This is a genomic window from Methylobacterium sp. A54F, assembly GCF_053346035.1.
This window is the reverse complement of record NZ_JBKFBF010000003.1, coordinates 283,014-307,351: the sequence shown is the minus strand read 5'-3', so window position 1 is coordinate 307,351 and position 24,338 is coordinate 283,014. Positions and strand designations below refer to the sequence as shown.

Sequence of the window (24,338 nt, the reverse complement as noted above, 5' to 3'; positions counted from 1 at the left end):
CACCGCGCCGTGATCCCCGATAGCTCAGTTGGTAGAGCAGGCGACTGTTAATCGCCTTGTCGCAGGTTCGAGTCCTGCTCGGGGAGCCAACGCATTATTAAGTCCTTCATCATATTGCGATATTTGCTCTGAACCCCGTACCCGGAAAGCCGGTGCGGGGCGCTCGTCGTTTTCGACCAGCCGATTTGCCAGCCGCTCGGCGAGCTTCGTTCGGTTTGCGCCACGCACATAGGTTGCGCTCTCGCGGCTTCCCTCAGCCCATCCGAACCATGCGTTCAGCTCGGCCTCGGTCGCCCCATTCTCGGCTGCACGACGGGCCCCAGCCTTGCGCAAGCCATGCGCCCTCCCCGGCACCTCGGCAGCCACGCAGGCATCCCGGAACCAGTTGCCGAAGCTCTCCTTCGTCATCGGCCGACCGTTCGTGCTCGCCACGAAAGCGAGATCACCCGTCTTGGTCGCTGCCACCGATGCGACGAGGGCCGGCAGCATCCGAATGGACACCGCTTGGCTCGTCTTCTCCGTGTTGATCCGAATGACGCCGTTACGGACGTGTTGCCGGCCAAGCCGGGCCGCATCCCCTCGCCTGAGACCCGTGTAGAGCATCAGGTCGAAAGCCAGCCTCTCGCGGGTGCCGAGGGGCCACCGCGCCTCAAACTGCGCGACCTCATCCTCTGTCCACGTATGGAAGCCATTCCGGTCATTGGCGCCGGACATCAGCTTGACGCCACGGGTCGGGTCCGCAGTCAGGTACTCGCGGTCAACCGCCCAGCCGAAGAACCCGCGCATGGTCTTGAGCCAGTTGTTGGCTCCGTGCGGCTTGGCCTTCCGGCGATCCATGCCCTCCGCAATGGACCGCTTGTTGATGGCGTCCGCCCGCTCGGTGCCAGCCGCCTCAACCAGAGCTCTCAACAGACCGTGCCGCTGTGCCCGGGTCGCGGCTGAAAGCTCCTCGGTCCACTGCGAGCTGGCGATGTACCGATCTACGAGCCAAGCGATGGTGCCAACTGTCGCGTTCGTGGTTGGCGCCTGTACGCGCCCGTTCACAGCCGCGTGGTAGGCGCTCCAAAATGCCGGCGAGCCATACCGCTCACGAAGCCGGATCCGCGGCCCTGTCCCCTTGCGTACATACCAGACCACCGCGCCGTGACGGGTGGTCTCGCGCAGCAGGTATGGCGGCCGGGGACGAGGCATGGCGTCGGTCATATGATCACCACGCGCCCCTGATCCGCAAGCTTGCCAGACCGCCCTACCCTTTCGACCTCCTGCGCGTCGCCGGCCGTCTCCACGATCACGCCTTCGGGCTTGATTACGACATTGAGCACAGGCAGGCCAGCATCCCTCACGGCCCTCAGAACGCGGGCGATGTCGGCCTGCGTGACGGTGGCAGCCCTACGGGGCATGTCCAGGCATCTCCAGCATCTGCACCGATCGTTAACCAGCGCTTGCCAAGCTGCCAGTTGCGCCTGCGCATGAAGTAGGTAATCTAGTCATGTAAGATGCAATTCGGCGCGATCCATGTCAACAATTTTACGCCCAAAAAGTGCAACTTTCGGTCGCTCGTGATTTCTGCCGCGCAATGCCGGGCCGCCCGCGCCCTTATCGGCTGGAGCCGTGACCAGCTCGCGGAAGCGGCGCACGTGAGTTTGCGAACCATTGTCGACTTCGAGCGGGGTGCCCGTGACCCACACCGGGCGACCCTGGATGCTCTTGAGCGCGCCCTGTGGGAAGCAGGGGTCACGACCGACCTTCATCAAGGCAGCGGGGCGGGCGTCCGCTTGGTGGCAGAGGATTGCCGGTCTCGGAAACAGGATTAGAGCCTGTCGCAAGCTGCCGTGGGAGTTCAGTAATATATCAAACAGCCACTGCCGATCCTCGCAAAGTCCATAGAACTGTGCCGTGAAGGTTTGAAGCCGGCCGGCCCGCCGAACGTCGTCGCGCGCAGATTGCCGCAACTGATCGCTTGCAGGAAATTTGGCCGCTCGCCCCTGCGCTGCCAACCCATGTGGTATCTCTACGGACTGACGATCCTCGCCGGCTTAGCAAACGCGATCCAACCAGGGCAGAACGCAACACTCTCGAAATCCCTCGGGCTTCCCGTCACCGCCGCGCTGCTGACGCTGCTCGTCAGTACGGCCGCGCTGCTGGTGGGCGGACTCGCGCTCGGAAAGCTTGAGATGCCGAGCGGGCAGCAACTCGCGCAGGTGCCTTGGTGGGCCTGGTTCGGGGGTTTCCTGAGCGTGCTGCTGATCCTCGCACAGCTCTATGCCTCGCCAGCGATCGGCGCAGCGACGTTCCTGGGCATCATCGTGACGGTAGGCGTTCTCGCATCGCTCGTCCTAGACCATTACGGCTGGGTGGGCTTCCAGGTTCATCCCGTCAGCTTGTGGCGCGTTCTTGGTGCTGGGCTAGAGCCGTGCCCGAGCGGGTTGGGACGACTGGATGGTTGGGACGTTGAGGGGTGAAGGAGGATGCCGATGCCTTCACCCTTGTCCGTCGATCTACGCGAGCGTGTCGTGTCGGCCGTAGCCGCGGGCGCGTCCTGTCATCAGGCCGCAGTTCGGTTCGGTGTCAGCGTATCCAGCGCCAGCCGCTGGTCGGATCGGTTTTGCCAGGAGGGACAGCTTGCGCCCAAGCCGTCGGGCGGCGATCACGCCTCGCACCGGATCGAGGCGCAGGCCGACCTGATCCTGACGATCTACGAGGCGCGGCCGGCGATTTTTCTGCGCGAACTGCGTGACGCTTTGGCCGAGCGCGGCCTGCAGACCAGCACGAGCAGCCTGTCCCGCTTCTTCGCCCGGCACGGCATCACCCGTAAAAAGGGGCGATCCACGCCGCCGAGCAGGCGCGCGAGGACGTAAGGGCAGCCCGCGAGGCTTGGTTCGAGAACCAGGACGCCCTCGATCCCGACAGGCTGGTCTTCCTCGACGAGACTGCCGCGGCCACCAACATGGCACGCCGCTACGGTCGGGCTCCGCGGGGCGAGCGCTGTCGGCTGGCTGTCCCGCACGGGCACTACAAGACCACCACGATCACCACCGCCCTGCGCAGCGATGGCCTGTGCGCCACGACCCTGTTCGACGGCGCCACCAACGGCGCACGCTTCCGAGCCTACGTCGCCGACACGCTCGTGCCCGCGCTCAAGCCCGGTGACACCGTCATCCTCGACAACCTGCAGGCCCACAAGGTGGCAGGTGTGCGTGAGACCATCGAGGCCACCGGGGCGAGGCTGCTCTACCTCCCGCCCTACAGCCCGGACTTCAATCCGATCGAGCAGATCTTCGCCAAGCTGAAAGCTCTGCTCCGGACGGCGGCGGCCCGCACCGTCCCTGATCTGTGGCACGCCATCCGACAGGCTTTGGCTCGCTTCACGGCAGATGAGTGCCGCAACTCCCTCGCTGCTGCCGGCTACGATACCGACTTGGCCGTCGCTACGTGAGCGGGCACGGCTCTAATGGTCGCTGGGGTCGCCCTTGTCGCCATTTTCTGAGTCTGCGAGTGCTGTTCCCGTCCGAGCGTAGGGCGAGGGGCCGTCGTCTAGCAACGTTTCACAAAGGTATGGGACGTACCCGCCAATTTCCGTCTATTCTGCAACCAATCGCGGGCTTGGATTGGCGTGCCCGTGAGTGAGAGCCGCTGCGCTCCCGCCCTCAGTGAGCGGAGGCGCGCGTGCCGCGGTTCTTCTTCAACGTCTACGACGGGCGCAGCGAGATCGATCACGACGGCACCGAGTTGTCGGACCACCATGAGGCGCGGCGTCAGGCCATCCGCTTCGCAGGCAGGATCCTGGACGACGAGGCTCATCGGATCGCAATCGGCGAGGAGTGGCGGATGGAGGTAACGGACGAGCGCGGTTTGGTGCTGTTTCGCCTCGACTTCATGGTGACGGGCTCGCCCGTGATCACCCACAGCCCAGGAGCGAGCGCGTCGTAACGCCTCGGCAACCTTCCTGATGGATGATCCCCATGGCCTCCGGCTTTTCCCTCAGTGACAGGGGGCCAACCCCGCCGGTTGTCATGGTGATTTGGCCGGCGGGGCTATTCGGATCAGCCGGCGCCGCGCCTCTTACCGCCACCAAACCGCCAGCAGTTCCAAACCCGCTTGAACCGCCAGCGAGGATGACGGGTTGCCGGAGAATGGCATCGTATTTCTGTCAGATCGTGCTCACCGGTCCCGACTACGAATGCAGGCTGAGGAGCCAGTCGGAGCGGACTGCAGCTTTGCAGGCAGAGGGTATGCTGCGCTCTCTGACGGGTGAAACCCGCCAACCTACAACCATCACGATCGAGTGTAGGGATCGCGATGTCGGCGACAGGCTGGCAGGATATCTCTCCGACGTTGCCCGCGAACTGGCGATGGCCTGAAGCTCGGCCTGGTTCATCGGGTCCATATCGAACCAGTGACCCGATCCATGATCTCGACGGCGAGCAGGTCGGGGCGAGGCGGCTAACGCCGGCTGATCGGTCCGATCGGTGCGCTCGCGATAGTAGATGCTGCCTCCTGAAACAGGCGCTGCGCATATGTGGGGCGGCCCTCGGCGTTGTTGGCCGCCATGCGCTCGCGTAGCGCCACGGCTCGTCGCGCAATGGCTTCTGCGTCGCAGATGCGGCAGGGACCGCCTCGGCTGCTAGCGCGGCAATTGTCAGGGGTTCGGCAGTTTGAGCGTGGCATTGCGTCAGGATAGCTGCTCGCCTCATGCTCGGTCGAGCGCACGCGATGGTGCGGAGCGGTACCGTGGTGACGATGAGTGCCCACCGGGGCGTAACGTTGAGGCTTCGTTAACCAAAGGCTGGACACCCTGAGCACGTCGGCTTGAGGGTCCACCCGTGTACCACGCTCACTCGACCAGCACTGAGGGCACTGCCGAGGAATGCCCGGTGCCTTTCGATCTCGTGATGCACCTGATCCGAGCAGAACCAGATACGCTCGCGGACATTCTCGAAAACATGCCGGAGGTGTCCAGGGCGCGCCTGGCTGTCTGGCTCTACGGACGCAGCCACACTCACGAAATCGGCATACGCGTTGCTGCAACCTGCGAGGGCGCTTCCCTACGCCGAACCGCTGGCCTCGTTGGCAACGCTCTCTACGAACTCTCGCGCCAGCCCTCGATGCCGCTACGCCAACGCAGCCACCGGGTCAGTCTTGGCGGAACTCATGGTTCAGGCCATCTGCCGCTCTGACAGTTCACCTCGAGTCAGACTTGGCTTCCGATAGCTAGCTGCCGGAACGGCGAAAATGCCAGTGGCCGTGTTGACCGGCATGAAACTCGTTGGGTTCCCGCGCGGCCTTGGCCCGAACACAATCTCCGTGACGTGAGAGGAAGCCCGACGCCGTCCGTCGCGCCCCAGCGGGATCACGACCATCTCGGCCCTCGTCCTCTCCCAGCTCCGCGCCGGTGTTGTCGCCCCCCCGCCGCCTTTCCTCCTGCGGTACGGCATCGCCGCACTGGCGGTACTCGCGGTCGCCCTGCTGCGCTGGGCGATGTTCGCCGAGTTCGCCCCATGGTTCCTCTTCACCCCCGCCGTGGTGGCCGTGACGCTACTGCTCGGTGGCGGCGCAGGGCTGTGGGCCACGCTGCTCTCGACGTTGTGCGCCGGCTACGTCCTCCTCGACGTCGTACCCATCGGCATCCTGTCGCCGACCCAGTGGGCCGCATCCGCGATCTACGCCGCTACCACGTCGGGTCTCGTTGGGGTCGTCGTCGCCCTGCGGCAGGCGCTTCGCGCCTCGGACGCCGCGCGGGAGGACCTTGAGCGTAGCGCGACGGAAACGGCGGCGCGGGAGGCGTTTCTCGCGAGCGTGCTATCGAGCTCGACCGACTGCATCAAGGTGCTCGACCTCGACGGCAAGCTGACCTTCATGAGCGAGGGCGGCCAGCGTGTGATGGAGGTCAGCGACTTCAACGCCATCGCCGGGTGTCCGTGGCCGGACTTCTGGGTCGGCAACGGCCATGCCGAGGCAGTCGCGGCGGTGCAGGGCGCGCGCGACGGACGCTCGGCGAGCTTCGTCGGACGCGCCAGCACGATGCAGAGCACGCCGAAGTGGTGGCACGTCGCGGTGAGCCCGATCCCGGGCCCGGACGGTCGGCCTCACAGCATCCTGTCCGTGTCGCGGGACATCACGCCTCTGCGCGAGAGCGAAGAGGAACGGGATCGCTTCGTCCGGTTGGCTGAGAACAGCACCGATTTCATCGGCATGGCGCATGTCGACGGGCGGGTGTTCTACATGAACGACGCGGCGCGTCGGCTGGTCGGGCTGGAAGGGGCTAACATCACCACGCTCGCCATCGCCGACTTCTTCCCGCCTGAGGATGCCGAAACGGTGGCGGACGAGGTGCTGCCAGCGGTGGTGCGGGACGGTCACTGGGCAGGCGAACTTCGCTTCCGCCATTTCGTCACGGGCGAACTGATCCCCGTCCTCTACTCAGTCTTCCCCGTCACCGACCCGGACGGCAAGACGCTTGGCTACGGCACCGTCACCCGCGACTTCCGCGCCCGCAAGCGGGCCGAGGAAGACATGCAGCTCATGAATGGCGAGCTCGCACACCGGCTGAAGAACGTGCTGGCGGTGGTCCAGTCGGTCGCGCACCAGACCCTGCGCAACGCAGTTGACCTCCCCTCCGCCAGCCAGGACCTGTCGGCGCGGTTGGTGGCGCTCGGGGCGGCCACCGACGTGCTGACGGGGGCCTCCTGGCGCTCGGCCGACCTGAGGGCCTTGGCCGAACATGCCTTGGCGCCGCATGGCGAACTCGGGACGCGCATCGTCCTCGACGGCCCGACCATCGCCTTGCAGCCGCAGGTTGCCGTCGCCCTCGCCCTGGCGCTGCACGAGCTCGCCACGAACGCGGCAAAGTACGGCGCCCTCTCGAACGAGACCGGGCGTGTCGACTTGGCCTGGCAGGTTGACGGAAACGGACCTGACGCCAAGTTCCACCTCGCTTGGAGGGAGCGTGGGGGGCCGCCGGTGTCCGCGCCGACCCGGCGCGGGTTCGGATCGACCTTGATCGAGCGCTCGCTACGTTCGTATTTTGGTGGAACGGCTGATACCGAGTTCCAGCCCAAGGGGTTGGTATTCACGCTGGAAGCCCGCCTGGGCGACGCGGCCATCGGTGGTGGGAATTCGTAGCGTTGGGCCAGAGCACACCGATCGGCACGAAGACAGTTCTCGTGGTGGAGGACGAAGCGCTCCTGCGTTTCGACATCGTCGCCTTCTTCGAGGAGCGAGGCTGGCGGGTGTTCGAGGCCGGGAACGCCGAGGAGGCCATCGCAATCCTGGATCAGCACGGCGAGATCCGGGTCGTGCTGACCGACGTGCAGATGCCCGGGGACATGGACGGGCTGAAGCTCGCCCATTACGTGCGCGAGCGGTTTCCCCCGACGCTCCTGTTCGTGGTCTCCGACCAGGCCCCGGTGACCCTCGAGGCATTGCCGGCGCGAGCGACCTTCCTGCCCAAACCGTTCGACCTGCACCGGGTGATGCGTCAGATCGATCGCAGCGGCGTGGCCTGAGGGCTTTTGCCTATAGCGGCTTGGATGAGCCCGAGATCAAAAGCATGTACGGGTTCATCTGCAAACTGCGTCGGAAGCTCGCCAACGCCTCAGGCGGCAAGAACTACATCGAGACGATCTGGGGTCGCGGCTACATGCTCCAAGAGGGCGCTGCACGATCACTGGCGCGGGTGAGCTGACGTGAGGAAAGCGGGAGTCTCGCTTCCGAGCTAAGCCTCCTGACGCTTCGCAAGGACCCCCTCAAGTTTCAGGTCCAACTCGGCTTCCAGTAAGAGACAGCTGGCGCGGCGGAGATGCCTGTGGCCGCGATCAGAAGTGGCTTACGTGATTGCAGTATCCGCACCATCACCGACTTGTCGATTTGTGCGCGAATTGATTGTGCTGATTTCGTAAGAGCTAAGTCTTGAATCGCATTAGCGTGATGAAGCCCTGTCATACGCCTCATCGACCTTGAGATGGATGCGGAAAATTGCGGGGCGTCTCAGGCCCCTCGCCGTGTCATCGGGCGGGTCCGGCAGCTGGGGGGCGTGTCCGTCGTAGCTGCCGAAAGGTGCACCTTGGGCCAGTGCTGAGTGCACCCTGCACTCAGCCCGCGTTCTGAAGACCAGTACGCCCCGCCAGCCGATGCGCGAGGTCGACCCGCGCCCGGCTGCGGGTGAGCGCTGCGTCCGATCGGTCGAGCAGATGGTCGGACCAAGCCATCTCGAGCCTCGCGAGCCGGATCAGCGCGACGGCGGCGTAGATCAGGATGATGCGCATGAGCGATTTTCCCTGTTCTTCGGGTGCGTCAGGCGGAAGGCCTCCTCCCACTGCGCTTCGGCACGCATGGCCACGTCCAACAGGGCCTCACCGATGACGTGGATGGTGGTCGGCTCGAGCATCGAGGCGCCGCCGCCGAGGTGGCACAGGACATTGGCCCAGCGCCTAAGGCTGCGCATGTCGTCCTCCATGTCCGCGACGACGCTGAAAGCCTGCTCGCTGCATGAGGTGGAGCGGCTCATATCGAGCCCTCCCGCCAGTCGCAGCCGACTGCGCTCAGGACGAGCGCGGCGCGGGTCGAGGGCTTCGGAACCGCTCGCCAGTCTCCATCCGGCGGGATGTGAAATGCATCGGTCCGGCTGCCTGACAGGCATGTGTCGGTCGCACGCGCGCGAGACGCGGCGTCTGGGATCAGCTCCCTGAGCAGGATGCGGCGCTCAAGGAGCAGCCAGTCCGCGTAGGCGATCAGTAGGTCCTTGGTGACGGGCTCGGCGACGGCGGAAGGAGTACCGATGAGGGCCACGCTGCCGCCAATGAGCGGAAGGGTGGTGAGGCCGCGCAGGAAGCGGCGGCGAGATGCGGGGCCGCTCATACCGCCACCTCCCAAGGGCGGCAGCCCTGCTCGACCAAGCCATCGTGATCGGCGATGCCGCGCTCGGCCTCGTCGTGCTCGCGCTCGTCGTCGCCCTCCGGCCCCTCGCCGGCATCGACCTCAAGATCGGCGTCGCCATCCAGGCTGTCGAGCAGCGCCAGATCCGCCTCGATGCGGTCGGCGATGGCCCGGCGCAGCTCCTGAAGCCGTTGCCGGCCCGAATCGGCTGCCAGAACGGTGCGAAGCGCGGCGCTCACAGGGCCGCCAGCGGCGATCAGCCGACCTGGGGGCGATGAGGGCCGGCGCTCGGCTGAGGCGGGACGTAATAAGGGCGTGGTGGTATAGGCGTGCGAAGCCATCGCCGCTCTCCTGAATAGAGTGGTGGGGTTAGGCTCGGCAGAAGGCTCCAACCCCTTCTGCCGAGCCGTTGCATTTGTGTGCAACTGAGTGCAGTATGATTACATCAGATTGGTTGTCAACTGCACACATCTGCACTCATGGCAAAAAGCTCTGCGATCTCCGTCCGCGTCGCGGATACCGTGAAGGCAGCCGCCGAGAAGGCCGCGGCAGAAGACAGCCGTTCATTGGCGTCTTACGTCGAGAAGCTCCTCACCGAGCACCTCAAGGCCAAGGGCTACCTGAAGTGAGGGAAGGCTCGACCGCCCCGACCGAGGCTGAAGTCGAGCAGCATCCCGATGCCGTTGCGGGCTGCGCTCGCTTGGAAGAGCGTCTCAAGAGCTACCTGCCAGAGGACGTGCAGGCCTTCCGTGAGGCGGTGCGTCGTTGCTATGCCTCGGCGGCGAGCGAGGATCCTGAGGGCGCAAACTAACGTACCAATAACTAGCGATATGTTTTGATCCAGTGCGGGCCGATCTCAATGTAGAGGCGTCGTCCGCGCTGCTCACAGCGATAGCGCCATTCCAGCGCAATCAGATTCATTGCTTGGGCAATACGAGCGGCGGCCAACGGCTCTGAGCACCCGATCTTGATGACGTTCAGGCGCTCGAATTTTGGATCTGCCATCCCGTAGCGGCCTGCGATCCGCTTCATATCCTTGTCGATCGCGATCAAAGTCGCGCCGTTGAGTTGAGCCGCCTTCGCCACGAGGAAATCGTCGGAGCCGGGCGCCAGCACATCGCCGTGGCGGATGGCCTCGTAACCGCTTTCCTCAAAGGTTCGTGCGACGGAGACAGGCACGCCCTCATCGAGAAGGACGCGGAAGACAGGCTGTTCAGCGACGGCCCTAAGCGGCGGCGTCGTAGGCCAAGGCCGCTTCAACGTCGCGCTCCGTCAGCGTCGGGTATTCCTCAAGGATCTGCTGGACCGTGTAGCCAGCTTCGGCATAGGCCTTGATGCTCGCGACCTGAATCGCAGTGCCAGCGATCACTGGATTGCTCCTCGCGACCCCGCGCACGCTCTGGACTTTCCCGTAATTCTCGGGGTTTCGCGTGCGCAGTTGCCGGACGTTGCGCTCCATGTCCGCCCGCACGATCTCGAGCGGGATGCTGAGCACGCCTTGACCGGTCGTAACCTCCTCACGCCGCCCCGTCTCAGGGTGGTTGAAGACGACGCGCTTGTTAAGGACGTAGAGGGTGGTCCGCGCCCAGACGTCGTCGCCCAGATCGACGAGTTCAGCCTTCACCTCGCGCAGGTGCTGGAGCGACACGCCGCTGTCGTTTCGAAGGCGATCCAGAACCTGCAGGCAGACGAGATCGCGGAACGAGTAGAGGCGCGTCTCTTCCCCTTCGGTCAATTCGGCCCTCAGGCTGGGCACAAAAAAGGACGTGCGTCTCCAGTACCTGAGCTGCGTCAGGCTGATGCCCGTCAGCCGCTGCGCCTCATCCTCAGTGAAGGCAGCGATGACGGTTCTGGATGCGCCCGTCGCCATGGGTCGGAGGATACCGTGAAACTCGACTGTCGCAATGTTTATAGCGCACGAAAATCCAGACAGATGGTCACGACCATGGAGCTAGGGTCGGCTTACGATACGCACCTGCCTCCCGCTGGATCGGCGAGCGCGGATTGCTTTGAAAGTCGCGCCGCTGTCTGCCGAGACGCCAGCTGCTCAGTGTGCCGTCTGCGCCGTGCGATCTTCCTTCTTGTGCGTCTTCTTTCGCAGCTTGGCGGCCTTCGGCTCTGCGTCCTCGTCTGAGTTGCGTTCGCCCAGGGCGAAAGTGTGCAACCCTTTCACGGCCTCAGGATCGGCGGCGTGGCTATCGATCAGCGCGTAGAAGGCCGCGCGGACGACCTCCTTCTTGCTCGCCTCCGGGTGCTTCTCACGGGCCGCAGTGAGCAGATCCTTCGGCTTCATGCCTGAGGTGGCAAGGCTCCGAAGCGTTTCTGCAAGCGTCTCAATGGAAGCCATCTCGAACTCCTGGGCATACGGCCTTAACCCCCGTGCCCCGGTTCCTAGCATGCGCAGCTCAAACCGACACATGCCTGTCACCCCGCGTGCGTAGGTCAAACTCGTTCCTTCCCGAGACGGGAACCAACTTGGGCGCGGGCATCGCTTGGATGCCGCGCCCTACTTCCTTGAGCCCCATAAGTTCGGCGCAGGCCTGCCTCGAGGGCGCCCTTGGTGGCGTTTCCTCCCTGACCCGCCCACCCGGCTCGCGCTACACGGGTTTCTTCGTGGGTCGCACGGATTGCTCCCTAGACCTAATCGTTTGCTCGCTGCGTGCCCAGCTTCATCCCCCCGACAGCTTCGGGCGCGTGTCTGGTCCGCTGCGGTGCTCATTCCGCGGCGGGCCATTCTTGGGGGCTCCTCACCCACCAGCCTGGAACATGGCCTGAAAGACCGCCCTGTCTCCAGCGATTAGGGCCGGTGCCTTCGGGAGATCTCGCTTCAAGCATGGCGCGAAGCCAAAGTAGGACGAGAGCATCTCGGCTTCGGGAACGCCAACGTACAGGCGTATACCGCCCGCCTCCTCGCGGACCTCGAGCAGCATCATGTCTCGTGGGGCACCGAGGGCTGCGGATTGATCCGTGAACAGCTCCTTGATGCTGGCCATCTCCTCAGGCTGAACCAGCCGCGTCGCCCACATCATCGCCGACCTCGTCTGCACGCGTGCTTGGTAGCTCAAGCTGCATACAAAATCCTCAACGTGCATGGAAAGGCGAAGGCGAGTCTTCTCTGCAGGAAGCTCGTCGCCACGCCCCGCAGATGCTACCTCTTCAACCGTCGGCACGCCGATGCCGGTCGTCCGCGTCAGCCGAGCAGGATCCTCCAGACCTCTCGGTTGGCGCGGATTGGCCGCAGCGCTGCTGCGTCTTCGACTAGTACGGCGATTGCACGAGCTCACATCGCAGGTGAAGGCGAGCGCACCGACAATACCGCTAAAGGCGAATGCTGATTTCATGGAACGTGTGCAGATTGCCCTGTGTGTTTAGCTCGATGCAAAGGGCCGATGTAATGGCAAGGATTGATGGCACCCCTTCATACGACTCTCTGACAGGCACCGTCGGTGACGATGTAATATTCGGCTATGGCGGTAACGATTTTATTCAGGGAACTGCAGGGAACGGAAATGATACGATCTTTGCCGGGGGAGGATCCGACGATATCTACTTCAACGGCTTTAATTCTGGATCAGTACTCATATTTGGCGACGCAGGAGATGACGAGATATACTTTAGCGGCAATAGTACCGCATACGGTGGAGAGGGCGGCGATTACATATACAGTAATTATCTGTTAGACGATGAAAATAGCAGGGCTTACATTGACGGCGGGCAAGGATCTGACAACATTTCCGTATCTCACAATAATTCCACTATATTCGGTGGACTGGATGGAGACCGGATCGATAATTATGGCGATCAAAATCTGATATTTGGAAACCAAGGTAGCGAAACGTTTTATAGCTACGGTGAACGCAGCACTATATTCGGCGGACAAGGAAACGATGCATTCCAGGGTTTGGGCCGCGGAGATCTCGCATTTGGCAATCTCGGGGATGACAGAATGTTCTGCGGGGCGGGTGGCACCGTGTTCGGGGGACAAGGTAATGACAAGTTATGGGGGAATACTACCAGCACTTGCGTGCTCTCCGGCGATCTCGGCGACGACGAACTACGAGTGGGTTTAGGTGGTGTCAGGATGCTTTTTGGCGCCAATAACGGCAACGACGTCGTTTTTTTCTTTGATGCCTCAACTGGCGACCGTCTAGATATCCAAGGGCAAAGCTATACGGTCCTCGGAGAGAGGCTCGGGCCGAACGAGAATTCGGTTTACAGTGAGACACTTGTGAATGGGACTGCGATCGGATTGTCCGGTGGAGGAACCATATTCCTGAGCGGTGTTTCCGCAGCGAGCGTCAACGCAAGTTTCTTTGTCTGATGCGCCACTTTTCCGGGTGATCTTCCTCTTCGAGAAAGCCCGTCGCCTGAGTTGTTTGACGAGTTAGGAGCCGTCAATTCTCCTGGCTCGCCTCAGCCATCGCCTTCCCGCGGTTGAGCCGGACGGTCACGCGAACGCCGACTTCATATTCCGGAACAGGTCACCGTCGCGCCGACTGGCAGCGAGATCAGCGTAGAGGGCCGCCTCCTTTGGATCTGACACCCCAGTCACGTTGATGTTGCGGTCGCCGTTGAGGTTGATCGTCGTGCTCGTGTTGCTGACGGTGCTCGACGCCCCAACTCCCAGTGCCGCCCCGTTCCACGGCGTGATCTGCGGGCTGTTGTCGTTGGATCCAGGTGGGCGGAACTGCTTGTTGATGCCCTCTGCTGCCTCCTCGGCCTGCTTTCGCCATTCCGGCACGGGCGGGGGCGACAGAGTGAGGGAAGGCGCGCGAGCGGCGTTGCGTGCTCGCCGGGCGTCTGCCTCGGCCATGGTCTCACCGGGCATGCCCGGCATGCCGTTCGGCTTCAGGACGCGCGGGGCGCCATTCGGGAAAGAGCCGGCCTGCTCGGGACCGGGAGTAGTCGGCGCTTGGACGCGAGGAAGCCACCCACGTGCATTCGCCCCGCGCCCGCCTTCCTCGCCGATGCCATACCGCTCGATGTCGCGGATGCCGTCCATGGCACTCGCGAGGTCGCCCTTGGACTGCTCGAGCTTCTGCCATCCGCGGGCCGTCCGCGGGTGATCGTAGAGCGGGTCTCCCGGCTTGGCTCGCCCTTCAGCAATCAGCGCGCGTGTCTGCCACCGAGCATCGTAGGGGTCTCCGTTCTGGCCCTCGATCCACGCCTTGATCTTCGGCCAGCGGTTCTTGTCCCACTGGAACAGTCCGGTGTGACCGCCCGCGACGCTGTTCGTGATCCGAGGGTTGAAGCTGCTTTCCGTCTGCATGGAGCCCAGCGCGGCCGCGACGCCCTCGTCCGGTAGGCCCGCCTTCTTCAGCTCGTCCATCGCCGCCAGGGCATTCGCATTGACCTGCGCCTTCCCGATGCGGCCACTGCTGTCCACGCTCCCCTCGCCGATCCCCAGCGCCCGGGCGACCGCCGTGCCGCCGATCGCCCGCTTGGCGCCATCGTACTTCTCGCGCAGCCAGCGCTGTACGCCGCCCTCCTTGCCGGGCTCGATCAGACCGGAGCCGACCTCGTCGGTAGGAGCTCTGCCGGTGATCGGATCGACGCCCGCCGGCAGGCCGCCCTTGGCGATGGCCGTCGACGTCTGCGCGGCCGCACCGACGCCCAGCATGGCGAGGAGCCAGGCCGGCGGCGACAGGGCGCCGAGGGTGGTGAGAAGGCCGAGCACCTTTCCGAGCGGCGAGAGCAGCCGCGTCGTCAGCGCGAGCGCGAGGCCGCCGATCGCGATGGCGAGCACGTCGACGCTCTTCGCGAACTCGCCGAAGGAGGCCTTGGCTTCGTCCGTCCCGATCCGCTTCAGAAACTCGCCGGTGGCGTCGATGACCTTCAAGAAGGCCTCGCCGATCCGCACCACGCCCTTGGCGATGGGATCGGCGTTTTGCAGCAGGAAGTCGCCGAACTGCTGAACCTTGTCACCGAAAGCGCTGACCAGGGCGCCCTGGATCTTGGCGCCGATGATCGAGATGGTCTCGCCCATCTCGCGCCACACGTCCATGTAGCGCTTGCTGTCACGGTCAGCCTGGGCCGGGTCGAGGCCCGCCTTGGCCATCCGGGCCTTGCTCTCGTTGTAGGCTTTGAGGGCGGCGGGATCCGTGAGGCTCTGAACGAGGTGAGCGGGGATGCCCATCGACTCAGCGTAGGCGTAGCGCTGCGGCTTCGGCATGTTTGCCATCACCTGACCGAGCTTCATCATCCGGTCGGTGAGCTCGATGGTGTTGCCGGCCGCATCCTTGTCGGGGACGCCGAGCCGCTTCAACATGGTGTTGTAGCCGGGAAACGCCTCGAGCTTGTGCGCCAGCCCCTCCAGGGTGGCGATGGCCTCCTTGCCCGACGAACCAGTCTGCTCGGCCGCGAAGGCGAAGGCGCGGATGCTGGCAGCGGAGGAGCCGGTGCGCTTCGAGGTGTAGAACGTGCCCTCCAGCTTCTCCGAGGCCTTGGCGATAGCCCCGAAAGCGGTGGTGGCAATCGCCGCGAGGCCAGACAGCGCGGCGACCGCGCTCGTCACGCCCGATGAGTAACTGTGCATGGCCGCCGTGCGGGCCGCCATGGCGGTCGCAGACTCCTTGGTCCGTTCGCGCTCCTCCTGCCGCTCGACCTGGTTGAGTTTCTGCGTCCAGCGGGCCCGCTCGGCAGTGGTCTTAGCCTCCGCGAGCCCGCGGCGGGCGATGGCCTTGATCGAGTTGTCGGCGGTGGTTTTCTCGGCCTGCTGCCGCTGACGCAGCTCGGCGATGTAGGAGGCAGCCCCACGGGTCCGGACGCCGCGCTCCCGGTCCATCTCGATCCGGCGCCGGTTGGAGCCGATGACGGTTGATCGCGTCGCGGCCTCATCAGACCGCCGAACGGTCTGCTCGACGCGCCTGGCGCTGTCGATCGCGGCCCTCTCCTTGTTGCGGTCGACCGTGTAGCCGAGAGCGACGAGGAATTCCTGGATGATGTTTCCGGCCATCACACGAGCCCCAGGTTGGCGGCGGACTTCGTGATCTCGCCGGTGGCGTTGCAGATCATGTCGGCCCACCACGGCTCGCCGCGGGTGTCGCCGAGGTAGGTGATGGCCTGGACCTTGTAGAGCCCGTCGCTGGCGATCGTGCCGAGGTTGGGCTCGGCGTTCTTCGGGTCGCCCGCCGTGTCGAGGTTGAAGGCGGCGCGGTCGATCGACTTCTCGTCGATCTTGACCTTGCCGTTGATTTGGAGACGCGGATTGAGGAGCGAGCGCACGATGATGCCCTGCTCGGTCTGGACCGGTCGGCCGATCATGCCGGACGTCGAGTTCAGGACTACGGCATCCCCGGGCAGGGGCTCCCCGATCGGCACGACGTTCAGCTTGCCGTTCTGGATCTTCCAGAGGCAGCCGTTGGCGAGCGCCATCTTGCGCAGGATGTCCCGCGTCATGCCGAACAGGGCCATGGCGCGCGGGTCCTTCTGTTGGTCGAGGATGGGTGGGACGTAGCCGCGGGAGATGCCGAACTTCGCCATGTCAGCGAGGCAGGCGTCGTAGACGTCCTTGCTCGTGGCTCCGGCCTTGAGCGTCCGGGAGGTCATGGCATTCACGTATGCGCGGTCGCCATCGGCGGCGTAGAGGGTGACAACGGTGTCGGTGGGATTGGCGCGCCCGATGTGGCGCTCACGGACATTGCCCGTGAAGATGACGCCGCTCTCGCCCTTGTAGCCCGCTGTCAGCGAGACCTGGCCGGACAGCTTCGGCAACTTCTGGGCCGTCGAGTCGCTCAGGTTGAAAACCTTGATGACCGCTTTGCTGGGCGACTGCGTGGTGGCGCCCTTCACGCTGAACACGATTCGAAAGTCGGACAGGTCCATCGTGCCGCCCGAGCCGCCGGAAACCGTCAGGTTGCAGACGCGATCGTAAAGCCTAGACATCGGCGCCCCCGAGCTCGGACCAGCGGTCCGCGGCCTGCTTCAGGGATTGGCGGGGAGCCTCCTCGAGGCCGCCGGCCGCCGCGTAGCCGCAGAGGATGGCCGCGGAGAGCAGCACCAGATGCTCGTCAGTGATGGTGATGCCCACCACGCCGGTGACCTCACGGGCGAGGTCGAGCCCATGGTTCAAAGCCGCGGTGTGGGGCAGGTCCGCCCAGCGATCCAGCATGCGCAGCCTACCTCCCGCTTGTCGCTGCGCTAGGAGGATTTGAGGCGACGTTGGAGGAGCGCGCAGCTAGTGAGGCACGCAGCTCATTTCTCGTGAAGTCCGAGACGCTGAGGCCTGCTGAACGTGCTGCTGTGGCAAGATCCGCCCTGAGAGCCTCATCGACTCTAATGTAGAGGTGAGAGGTATAATGGCGGCGCACGGCGATTCCTAAGCTCGGACCATATGATTACATGGTCCGAATCTCGTGTCTTGCGCAGAAAACACATGCCTCAATGATCACTTATCATTAAAATGAGGCCCCATAATACCATTGTCTGGGCTGGTGGTTTATTTTTTACCTTCCAATCTCCGCTCTCGCTGCATGCCCGAACTTACATCAGGAATACGATGCATTTTGCCGATCGCGGTTGCTAAATCTCCCTTGTTGCCAGACACATCGCGCAGGATAGAGGGAAGCATTTTTGTGAGCTCTTCCACTACTATCTCCTTCTTTTCCGAAGATAATGTCCATTCCGATCCGTCACAGCATTGCTTGTTCGCGATTTCTATTGCTGAATTAAGATAGTAATTCATAGTTCTTGCTGACCAAATACTGTTATATCCACCAATGAATTCAACCAAGTCCTGATATTTTTGATCTGCCAACTCAGCACGCCAATTTGGCTCAAACGACAATCCAATTCGACCTTCTATTTCTTCACTAATCGATCTTTGATTCCCTTCGGCGGCTGCTTTTAATTGTTCATGCAACCCGCCGCGGACACGGAAGGTCAAGGTTGGGCGTTTTTCGGTGCCAGGATAGGTCCGTGGCCGACCGCGAGGCCGTTTTGGCTTCTCCTCATCCATCCCAGGCTTCTCCCTACCCCATCTGCGATCGTTTGGTTAGCACCGCAGAAAATGCTTGCCAACCCGTGCCTATGCGCCCCATAAATATTAATGCGGTGTTATCACCGCTCTAAATCGGTGAGGCTCGTATGTCGGATGACATCATGAAGGTGCTGACGCAGCCCACGGTCGACGTGGTGCTTGCGGGGCGCGTGCTCGGGGTGGGGCGCAACACTGCCTACAAGGCGATCCGGGACGGCTCGATCCCAGCCGTGAAGGTAGCCGGTCAGTATCGGGTCCCGACCGCACGGCTTCGTCAGATCCTCGGCCTCGCCGAGCCGAACGCCGCCTGATCCGCGGGCGATCGCAGACCAGTTCCGAACTGAAAGCAGGTCCAAATGAAAGAAACCCGCGCGCAGCGCGGGGCCACGGCGGGTCTCTCGAATGCTTTCCGGCAAGTCAGCGCTGAGAGATCTACGTCAGTCCCCGGCATCCGACAAGATCTTTTCCTCAGCCGACGCTACGGTCTTCCACCAGCGACGGCGGCGCTCCTGGCCGAACTCGCCTTCACGTCTCCCGAGACCTGGAGGGCGCGATGAGCATTGCGGCGCCCTCCTCTTCCTGCTGCATCAACTGCTCGGCCTGGTGCGCCTTCGGCTCGGTCCGCTATGTCCGCTCCGACGGATCCGGGACCTATGAGGTGGCCGCCGGCCAGTGCCGAGCTCGCCCTCCCGTCGTAGACGCCGAGAGCTTCGGCCAGACCACCGGCACTTGGCCGACCGTCGAGGCGGGCGACTGGTGCCGTGAGTTCGCCTCACGCGACCGCGCCTCTCATCACGGGAGGGCGGCATGAGCGTGGTCGCCTTCCCCAACACTCCGCGGGTCGGAGCCAGGACACCCCCTGGCCTGGAGGTCGTCGTCGCACCGCTCGGCGAGATGATGGTCGCCTGGGTCCGCACGGACCAGGGCTACCGCATTCTCGAGAGCACACCCGACTGGCGCCACGCTCTCGCAGATGGTCGCGCCTACGCGGCGCGGTTTGGCATCCCGCTTCGCCTCCAGGGTGGGCCGCTCGACACCGGAGCGGGCCCGCGGAGCCGCGGGCGCGGCGGGACGATCTACCTTGACGTGAGCGAGCGAGACGGTGGCTCGTGGGACATCGTTCATCTGAGCGAGAGCGGCGACAGCGCCGCAACCATCGGCAACGCCTTCGGCTTCGACGACGCGGCGGCCGAGGCGCAGCGCATCGCCATCGACCTCGGTGCCTCATTCCAGGGCGCGTGCGCTCCGCTGTCGGGGCCCGACGGGGGGTGAGTGACGCCGCCGCCATTGCTGCAGACCCGGCCGCGGTCCGCGCCTTCTTGGAGGTGATCCACAGCGCGGCTGCGGCGGCGCTGGAAGGCGCCCACAGGCCTGGGTTGCTGCAGCTCGTGGAGATTCATCCGGCCGGCGGCCGGGCGCTCTCGTTCCGGTTCCCGATCGGCGACGTGGAGCGGATGGCGGCGCAGGCCCTGCGCTCCGCCGACAGCGGGCACAACATCTACATCGAGGGCCGAACGGTTGCGGAGACGAGCCGTGGACGCGGCACGGCCGCCGATACCCGCGGGGTCTTCGCCTTCGTCGTCGACAGTGACGGTGACAAGGGCAAGGCAGGGCAGACACGCGCCCAGCCCTCGCTGGTGATCGAGACCTCGCCGGGGAATGCGCACCGGTGGTTCTTCCTCGACCGCGCACTCACTCCGGAGCAGGCTATCCCGCTCGGAGCCGCGCTTCGAGAGGCCGTTCGGGCGGATGGCGACTCAGGGGTTGTCAGCCAGCCCTACCGGGTCGCCGGCACCCCGAACTTCCCAGGCAAGGCGAAGGTCGCACGCGGGCGCGTGCCAACCCCGACGCGGATCCTCGAGCACAGCGGCAGGGCTTGGTCTGCTGGCGAGCTCTGGGAGCAGTTCCCGGCCCGGGACAAGCCGCAGACTAGCACGACGCCGCGGGCCACCGGTGCGAGCGGAAAGGTCAGCCAGCGCGTCGAGGACGCGGTTGCCGAGATCGGCGGAGACCGCTCGAGCCGCTTCCACGCCGCCGTGTCGATGGCCTTCACGGACGGCCTAACGGTCGATGACCTCTGCGAGCTCATGCGCCGGCATCCCGAGGGGTGCGGAGGCAAGTACCTAGAGCCCTACGACCGCCTGCGCCGCGAGATCGAGCGCTCGTGGACGAAGGTCGAGGGGAAGGCCGAGGAGATAAAACAGGTTACGAGCCGGCCCGCCTACGAGGACGCGTCCGGCCCGGTGCTGGAGGCCCGCTCGGCCGTCGATGCGGCCGTGCTGCGCTTCCTCGACGCCGCGACCGCCTACCGTCTCTCCGAGGAGGAGGACGTGGAGCCGCCGGCACACGCCATCGGCGTCACCACGGGCGTCGGCAAGACCCGCACGGCCGCCCGGGCCATCGCCGCCCACCTTCTCGGGCGCCGCGGCACGGTCCAGACCCCCAAGCCGATCCTCTACGCCGTCCCGACCCACCGGCTCGGTGCCGAGATTGAGCGGCTGTTCGCCAAGCAGGGGCTATCGGCTCGCGTGTTCCGTGGCCGGCAGGCTCCGGACCCTGATCGGCCAGGGCAGACGATGTGCGACGATGTCGAGGCGGTCGAGATCGCCCTGAACCTTGGCGAGCCGGTTGAGACGAGCTGCTGCCGGCTGAAGGAGGGGCTCGTCACCCTCCACCAGTGCCAGCACTTCCACACCTGCGCCTATCAGGCCCAGAAGGCCGGGCGCCCCGATGTCTGGATCGTCGCCCATCAGATGCTGTTTCGGGCGCAAGCTGCGCTCGGGGATGTCGAGATCGTCGTAATTGACGAGGGGTTCTGGCAATCCGGCCTGCGCATCCCGAAGCGCGGCCTGACCCTCAACGAGATCGAGGCGGCCCTGCCTCTCGGCCAAGCCCGCGACGACGCCTTGCAGAACGACGTTGAGAGCTACCGAGCCCTGCTCGGCAAGGCCTTCCGCATGCAGGACGAGCCCGGTGGCGTGCGACGCGAGCATCTGGTCCGCGCCGGCATGAATGGGGAGACCTGCACCACGGCCATCGCGGTGGAATGGCGGTTGAAGGAGAAGACGACAATCTTCCCCGGCATGCCCCGGGCAGAGCGGCGCCGGGCTGCCCAGGCCGCGGTCCACGCCAAGCACGTGCGTGCCTACGTGGGGATCTGGAATGCCGCCCGCGGGCTCCTCTACGACGAGGCCACGGAGGTCTCGGGCCGGCTCTACACCGAGTACCGCGACGGGGACGAGGAAGGCCGCATCGTCGTCGTGAAGGCCCGCAGCCTCAAGGCGGTAGCCAGCTCCTGGCGGGTACCGACCCTGCTGCTCGACGCGACCCTGCCGAGCCTGGACATCCTGCGAGCCTTCTTCCCGCAGGTCGAGATCACGGCGACCATCGACGCGGCCATGCCCTCTGTCCGGGTGCGGCAGGTCCTCGACGCGCCGGTCGCCGCGGGCAAGCTCAAGGTCGAGGAGGACGGCGCCAACCGGAACCTAAGGGCAATCCGGCGCGAGATCCTACGGCGGTTCGTGGAGCTCGGCCGCGCGCCGCTGCTCGTCATCGCCCAGAAGGCGGTCGCCGACTGGCTGCGCGGCAGCGGCCTGCCCAACAGCATCAGCGTCGAGCACTTCAACAACGTCGCCGGCCTCGACCAGTACCGCGACGTGCGCGGTCTCATGGTGATCGGCCGCACCGTCCCCGCGCCCGCGGCTGTCGAGGCCCTGGCAGGCGCGATCACCGGGAGAGAGCCAGCCCTGATCGGGAAAGGCGAGTGGTACGAGAAGGCGCCGCGCGGCATCCGCATGCGGCACGGCAAGCCTGTCGGCCTGGAATGCGACGCTCACCCCGATCTGGTCGCGGAAGCCTGTCGCTGGCAGATCTGCGAGGGCGAGCTGCTTCAGGCCATCGGCCGGGCCCGCGGCGTCAACCGGACGGCCGAGACCCCGCTCGCCATCGACATTCTGGCCAACGTCTGCCTGCCCGTGACCGTGGATGCCGCGGAGCACTGGAGCCCGCCCGGAGAGGAGGTCGATATGCTGATCGAGGGCATCATTCTCGACAGCCCAGCCGACATGGCTGCCGCGTGGCCGGAGACGTGGCCGTCGGCCGGGGCCGCGCGCAACTGGGTCTATCGGCGCACTGGCGCTGCCAGCCACACCGTCACAGATCCCTATAAGATACCTTCTTATATAGGGATCTGTGACGGTGTGAGCTTCCGCTACCAGCGCCCCGGTCCGCGCCAGAAATGGCGGACCGGGACGTATGAGCCTGCTGTCATTCCGGATCTGAGAGCCTGGCTGGAGAGTCGCCTGGGGCCTTTGGCCGGCTTCGATATCCTTGAGACTGCCGCGCCGCCTACGTCCCACCCGCCCTGCCCGACGCCGGCCAGCGCCGCCGACTACGCGCCTGATCTCGCTGCCCGCTACCGATGCGTCGTCGACAAGCCGGCCGCTGAAGGCAGGCTCGCGCCCGGCGGGGCCGAGGTTGTCCGTTGGCGGCCGCCGGCGCCCGACGCGCCGATCGGGTTCCCGTCCCTCATCGCCGCGCGCCTTAAGCTTCTGCGGGCAGCTCGTATCGTCGACAGCCAGCGTGCCCTCGAGGCAGCCGAATGACCCCGCCCACAGCGTCTCCTGAGACGCGCCAGCCCCCACGGAAGGAACGCACCATGACGAAGAAGCAGTCCGTATTGCTCCACGCGCAACCGGAGGTCCGAAAGCCGAACAAGCGTGAACGCGAAGCCATCGCGGCCGCCTGGGATTTCGCGAAGGGCCGGCCGGCAGCCTTCGAGTACGACGTCCCTGAAAGCGCATCCGGCGACGTCCTCAAGGTCGCCTCCCCCCATTCCGACGAGGCTGGCCACGAGGCGATGCGTCGGAGGGCATTCGGGACCGGGTCACGGCAGTTCGCCTCGCATAGTGGTGGTCGCATCGGCGCCGTGATGAGGCAGCGTGGTGCGTCGCTCCCCACGGAGTCCGAGATGAACGCTGGCCTCGCAGCCGTATCGGGCATCGCCCCGCGAGACGAGGCGGAAGGAATGCTCGCCGTGCAGATGGTCGGCACGTACGAGGTTGCGATGGAGATGCTGACCCGGGCCAAGATGGCGCACGATCCGGGTCAGATCGAGCGGTACGGCACGCTCGCGACGAAGCTCCTGCGCACCTACACGGCCCAGATCGAGGCCCTGGCCAAGATCCGGCGTGGCGGCGAGCAGAAGGTCACGGTCGAGCACGTTCACGTTTATCAGGGCGGTCAGGCGATCGTCGGCCAAGTCACCACACAGGCCGCCAGCCACGGCGGGGGGATCCTCGGGAATGACACACAACCCCACACACTCGCTGGCGCGGCAGCCCTCGCCTTTTCGGACGGCTCAGCGGTGTTGCGCGAAGACGCGGAGCGGCAGCCCGTGCCAGTCGCCGGCCGTCGGCGGGAAGAGCCGATGCCGGATGCACGGCGGCGCAAAGGGAAGCGGTGCGCCGAAGGGTGAGCGGAACGGCCGGTACCGACACGGTGGGTTCACAGCGGAGGCGGTCGCGGAGCGAGCTCATGGACAGGCAGTTCTGAAGCAGGCGCGAGCGCTCCTGCGCGACCTATGATCCCTATGATCAAGCGGACGCTCGAATGATCGGCACGCAAATCGCCTCGATCTCGGCTACCGCTGTGGTCAAGCGCGGGGTGATCGGATCTTCTTTAGATCTGCGGGCCAGAATTCGCCGCTGCTCCACGTAGAACTGAGCACTTGGATCGCTTGGCGGGATATGTTCACTGCCAAGACGCAGAAGCGCCTCGGATGCGTTATCGATGTCTCGGAGCACTTCATCGATTTCATTCCAAGGCTTCGTAGCCTGTGTCCCAAATACGGCGGCAAAACGGTGCCTCTTGGTCCTCAAATCAACAATTTTATCGTAGGAATCCCGCAGCCGGCGAACAGGCGCATAGTAGGCGCTCCGGACCACGTTTTCGGGCACGCCCTCCTCTCGGACCATTTCCCGCGCGTCAACGAAGGCGGTCCGGGCATCCTGGATCGTAGCCTGAACTTGATAGAAGGCGGCGAGCACCTCCTCGGCAAGCTCCAGCCGGCGTTTCCCGATAGTCTCGGTCCGCCACTTGTCGAGGGCCTTCCACGCAAAGAACGTTGTGCAGATGGCTGCACCCGCCACGACAAGGTCCTTCAGACCCGTGAGAGTTCCGGGTGCCTTTTCGGCGATCAGAGTCCAATCAATCATCACGGGCTCTACTCTCTCAACCCTACCAGTAAGCCAGGTACGGTTGTGGGCACCAGACTGCGAATCCGGGGGTCAGAGGTTCCGCGATTGGCAAGAGGCCGAGCGCCAAGGCGGCGCGCATGATGAGGCGGCTCTCATGGCGCGGTTCCCTCCTTGCTGATGCGGCGCCCACCGAGGGGCGCGGAGGCGCGTCGCGTGATCGTCCTGAGCCTGATCTGTCTCATCTCTGGAACCGGATCCGTCGCGGCGTCCCTGTTCGTTCCGAGACGACG

Annotated in this window: 27 protein-coding genes, 1 tRNA gene and 3 pseudogenes; 16 read left to right on the top strand and 15 right to left on the bottom strand. The window is 64.8% G+C overall.

Translation table 11 applies throughout. The annotated features are described in order from the left end of the window. The first annotated feature begins 13 nt into the window (after positions 1 to 13). Positions 14 to 89, top strand: a tRNA-Asn gene (locus ACLBXP_RS07825). A 196-nt stretch (positions 90 to 285) separates the two neighbouring features. On the opposite strand, the pseudogene ACLBXP_RS07820 reads toward ACLBXP_RS07825, so the two are convergent. Beyond that, a pseudogene (locus ACLBXP_RS07820) lies at positions 286 to 603 on the bottom strand (tyrosine-type recombinase/integrase); the annotation flags it as partial. On the opposite strand from ACLBXP_RS07820, the gene ACLBXP_RS07815 reads away from it, so the two are divergent. Next, a complete protein-coding gene (locus tag ACLBXP_RS07815) occupies positions 505 to 942 on the top strand; it encodes a hypothetical protein (RefSeq protein WP_447667025.1) in 438 nt (145 codons plus the stop codon). The pseudogene ACLBXP_RS07820 and the gene ACLBXP_RS07815 overlap by 99 nt on opposite strands. Positions 943 to 1,487: 545 nt before the next feature. Here ACLBXP_RS07815 and ACLBXP_RS07810 read toward each other — a convergent pair. Further along, the gene (locus ACLBXP_RS07810; protein WP_447667024.1) at positions 1,488 to 1,997 is read right to left on the bottom strand and encodes a hypothetical protein; all 510 of its coding nucleotides are present in this window, start codon (positions 1,995 to 1,997) and stop codon (positions 1,488 to 1,490) included. Positions 1,998 to 2,000: 3 nt separating this feature from the next. Here ACLBXP_RS07810 and ACLBXP_RS07805 point away from each other — a divergent pair, with 3 nt between their 5' ends. The 7 genes and pseudogenes from ACLBXP_RS07805 to ACLBXP_RS07775 all read left to right on the top strand — a co-directional run. Next, positions 2,001 to 2,462, top strand: coding sequence for a DMT family transporter (locus ACLBXP_RS07805; RefSeq protein ID WP_447667023.1), 462 nt, complete (start codon positions 2,001 to 2,003; stop codon positions 2,460 to 2,462). A 12-nt stretch (positions 2,463 to 2,474) separates the two neighbouring features. Continuing rightward, a protein-coding gene (locus ACLBXP_RS07800) for an IS630 family transposase (protein ID WP_447667022.1) occupies positions 2,475 to 3,436 on the top strand; the annotation gives its coding sequence in 2 pieces (ribosomal slippage) (positions 2,475 to 2,826 and positions 2,826 to 3,436; 963 coding nt in all). 230 nt (positions 3,437 to 3,666) lie between these two features. Then, the gene (locus ACLBXP_RS07795; RefSeq protein ID WP_447667020.1) at positions 3,667 to 3,930 is read left to right on the top strand and encodes a DUF6894 family protein; all 264 of its coding nucleotides are present in this window, start codon (positions 3,667 to 3,669) and stop codon (positions 3,928 to 3,930) included. Between the two features lie 944 nt (positions 3,931 to 4,874). Further along, positions 4,875 to 5,177, top strand: a complete 303-nt coding sequence (locus ACLBXP_RS07790; protein ID WP_447667019.1) for a hypothetical protein — start codon at positions 4,875 to 4,877, stop codon at positions 5,175 to 5,177. Between the two features lie 301 nt (positions 5,178 to 5,478). After that, positions 5,479 to 7,122 carry a sensor histidine kinase gene (locus ACLBXP_RS07785; protein ID WP_447667017.1) on the top strand — a complete coding sequence of 548 codons (1,644 nt, stop codon included), beginning with the start codon at positions 5,479 to 5,481 and terminating at the stop codon, positions 7,120 to 7,122. 2 nt (positions 7,123 to 7,124) lie between these two features. Continuing rightward, on the top strand, positions 7,125 to 7,505 hold the full coding sequence (locus tag ACLBXP_RS07780) for a response regulator (RefSeq protein ID WP_447667016.1): 381 nt from the start codon (positions 7,125 to 7,127) through the stop codon (positions 7,503 to 7,505). Between the two features lie 11 nt (positions 7,506 to 7,516). Further along, positions 7,517 to 7,684 (top strand): annotated as a pseudogene (locus ACLBXP_RS07775) (winged helix-turn-helix domain-containing protein); the annotation flags it as partial. Between the two features lie 406 nt (positions 7,685 to 8,090). On the opposite strand, the gene ACLBXP_RS07770 reads toward ACLBXP_RS07775, so the two are convergent. Genes ACLBXP_RS07770 through ACLBXP_RS07755 form a run of 4 tightly spaced genes read right to left on the bottom strand, consistent with a single transcriptional unit; the run spans position 8,091 to position 9,215 of the window. Then, positions 8,091 to 8,264: a hypothetical protein gene (locus ACLBXP_RS07770; protein WP_447667014.1), complete on the bottom strand. Its 174-nt coding sequence runs from the start codon at positions 8,262 to 8,264 to the stop codon at positions 8,091 to 8,093. Next, positions 8,249 to 8,506 (bottom strand): hypothetical protein, encoded by a 258-nt coding sequence (locus ACLBXP_RS07765; protein WP_447667012.1) that lies wholly within the window; start codon positions 8,504 to 8,506, stop codon positions 8,249 to 8,251. Before ACLBXP_RS07765 ends, ACLBXP_RS07770 begins: the two co-directional genes overlap by 16 nt. Continuing rightward, positions 8,503 to 8,856, bottom strand: coding sequence for a hypothetical protein (locus ACLBXP_RS07760; protein WP_447667011.1), 354 nt, complete (start codon positions 8,854 to 8,856; stop codon positions 8,503 to 8,505). The genes ACLBXP_RS07765 and ACLBXP_RS07760 overlap by 4 nt, the downstream gene beginning before the upstream one ends. Further along, positions 8,853 to 9,215: a hypothetical protein gene (locus ACLBXP_RS07755; RefSeq protein WP_447667010.1), complete on the bottom strand. Its 363-nt coding sequence runs from the start codon at positions 9,213 to 9,215 to the stop codon at positions 8,853 to 8,855. The genes ACLBXP_RS07760 and ACLBXP_RS07755 overlap by 4 nt, the downstream gene beginning before the upstream one ends. Positions 9,216 to 9,353: 138 nt before the next feature. Between ACLBXP_RS07755 and ACLBXP_RS07750 the strand changes: the two genes are divergently transcribed. Next, entirely contained in the window at positions 9,354 to 9,503 is a 150-nt protein-coding gene (locus ACLBXP_RS07750) for a hypothetical protein (protein WP_447667009.1), read from the top strand. 193 nt (positions 9,504 to 9,696) lie between these two features. Here ACLBXP_RS07750 and ACLBXP_RS07745 read toward each other — a convergent pair whose 3' ends face one another. From ACLBXP_RS07745 to ACLBXP_RS07730, 4 genes are all read right to left on the bottom strand, one after another. Beyond that, complete coding sequence (locus ACLBXP_RS07745; protein ID WP_447667008.1) at positions 9,697 to 10,134, bottom strand: DUF5615 family PIN-like protein; 438 nt, start codon at positions 10,132 to 10,134, stop codon at positions 9,697 to 9,699. Next, positions 10,100 to 10,744, bottom strand: a complete 645-nt coding sequence (locus ACLBXP_RS07740) for a DUF433 domain-containing protein (protein WP_447667007.1) — start codon at positions 10,742 to 10,744, stop codon at positions 10,100 to 10,102. Before ACLBXP_RS07740 ends, ACLBXP_RS07745 begins: the two co-directional genes overlap by 35 nt. Positions 10,745 to 10,921: 177 nt before the next feature. Continuing rightward, positions 10,922 to 11,221 carry a hypothetical protein gene (locus ACLBXP_RS07735; protein ID WP_447667006.1) on the bottom strand — a complete coding sequence of 100 codons (300 nt, stop codon included), beginning with the start codon at positions 11,219 to 11,221 and terminating at the stop codon, positions 10,922 to 10,924. Positions 11,222 to 11,621: 400 nt separating this feature from the next. Continuing rightward, on the bottom strand, positions 11,622 to 12,215 hold the full coding sequence (locus ACLBXP_RS07730) for a hypothetical protein (RefSeq protein ID WP_447667005.1): 594 nt from the start codon (positions 12,213 to 12,215) through the stop codon (positions 11,622 to 11,624). Between the two features lie 23 nt (positions 12,216 to 12,238). Here ACLBXP_RS07730 and ACLBXP_RS07725 point away from each other — a divergent pair, with 23 nt between their 5' ends. Further along, entirely contained in the window at positions 12,239 to 13,195 is a 957-nt protein-coding gene (locus ACLBXP_RS07725) for a calcium-binding protein (protein ID WP_447667004.1), read from the top strand. A gap of 126 nt (positions 13,196 to 13,321) precedes the next feature. On the opposite strand, the gene ACLBXP_RS07720 is transcribed toward ACLBXP_RS07725, so the two are convergent. The 4 genes from ACLBXP_RS07720 to ACLBXP_RS07705 all read right to left on the bottom strand — a co-directional run bounded on the left by ACLBXP_RS07720 (position 13,322) and on the right by ACLBXP_RS07705 (position 17,830). Beyond that, positions 13,322 to 15,829, bottom strand: coding sequence for a phage tail tip lysozyme (locus ACLBXP_RS07720; RefSeq protein WP_447667003.1), 2,508 nt, complete (start codon positions 15,827 to 15,829; stop codon positions 13,322 to 13,324). Beyond that, positions 15,829 to 16,758: a phage protein gene (locus ACLBXP_RS07715; protein WP_447667002.1), complete on the bottom strand. Its 930-nt coding sequence runs from the start codon at positions 16,756 to 16,758 to the stop codon at positions 15,829 to 15,831. Before ACLBXP_RS07715 ends, ACLBXP_RS07720 begins: the two co-directional genes overlap by 1 nt. Continuing rightward, entirely contained in the window at positions 16,751 to 16,984 is a 234-nt protein-coding gene (locus ACLBXP_RS07710) for a hypothetical protein (protein ID WP_447667001.1), read from the bottom strand. The genes ACLBXP_RS07715 and ACLBXP_RS07710 overlap by 8 nt, the downstream gene beginning before the upstream one ends. 327 nt (positions 16,985 to 17,311) lie before the next feature. After that, entirely contained in the window at positions 17,312 to 17,830 is a 519-nt protein-coding gene (locus ACLBXP_RS07705) for a hypothetical protein (protein ID WP_447667000.1), read from the bottom strand. A gap of 128 nt (positions 17,831 to 17,958) precedes the next feature. Between ACLBXP_RS07705 and ACLBXP_RS07700 the strand changes: the two genes are divergently transcribed. The 5 genes and pseudogenes from ACLBXP_RS07700 to ACLBXP_RS07680 all read left to right on the top strand — a co-directional run. Further along, a complete protein-coding gene (locus tag ACLBXP_RS07700) occupies positions 17,959 to 18,162 on the top strand; it encodes a helix-turn-helix domain-containing protein (RefSeq protein WP_447666999.1) in 204 nt (67 codons plus the stop codon). A gap of 496 nt (positions 18,163 to 18,658) precedes the next feature. Beyond that, positions 18,659 to 19,123 (top strand): hypothetical protein, encoded by a 465-nt coding sequence (locus tag ACLBXP_RS07695; protein WP_447666998.1) that lies wholly within the window; start codon positions 18,659 to 18,661, stop codon positions 19,121 to 19,123. Then, positions 19,120 to 22,455, top strand: coding sequence for a hypothetical protein (locus tag ACLBXP_RS07690; protein WP_447666997.1), 3,336 nt, complete (start codon positions 19,120 to 19,122; stop codon positions 22,453 to 22,455). Before ACLBXP_RS07695 ends, ACLBXP_RS07690 begins: the two co-directional genes overlap by 4 nt. Positions 22,456 to 22,508: 53 nt before the next feature. Further along, the gene (locus ACLBXP_RS07685; RefSeq protein WP_447666996.1) at positions 22,509 to 23,327 is read left to right on the top strand and encodes a hypothetical protein; all 819 of its coding nucleotides are present in this window, start codon (positions 22,509 to 22,511) and stop codon (positions 23,325 to 23,327) included. After that, positions 23,269 to 23,436: pseudogene (locus tag ACLBXP_RS07680) on the top strand (HGGxSTG domain-containing protein); the annotation flags it as partial. The gene ACLBXP_RS07685 and the pseudogene ACLBXP_RS07680, both read left to right, overlap by 59 nt. A gap of 9 nt (positions 23,437 to 23,445) precedes the next feature. Here ACLBXP_RS07680 and ACLBXP_RS07675 read toward each other — a convergent pair. Then, positions 23,446 to 24,066, bottom strand: coding sequence for a hypothetical protein (locus tag ACLBXP_RS07675; protein ID WP_447666995.1), 621 nt, complete (start codon positions 24,064 to 24,066; stop codon positions 23,446 to 23,448). Positions 24,067 to 24,338: the final 272 nt, after the last annotated feature.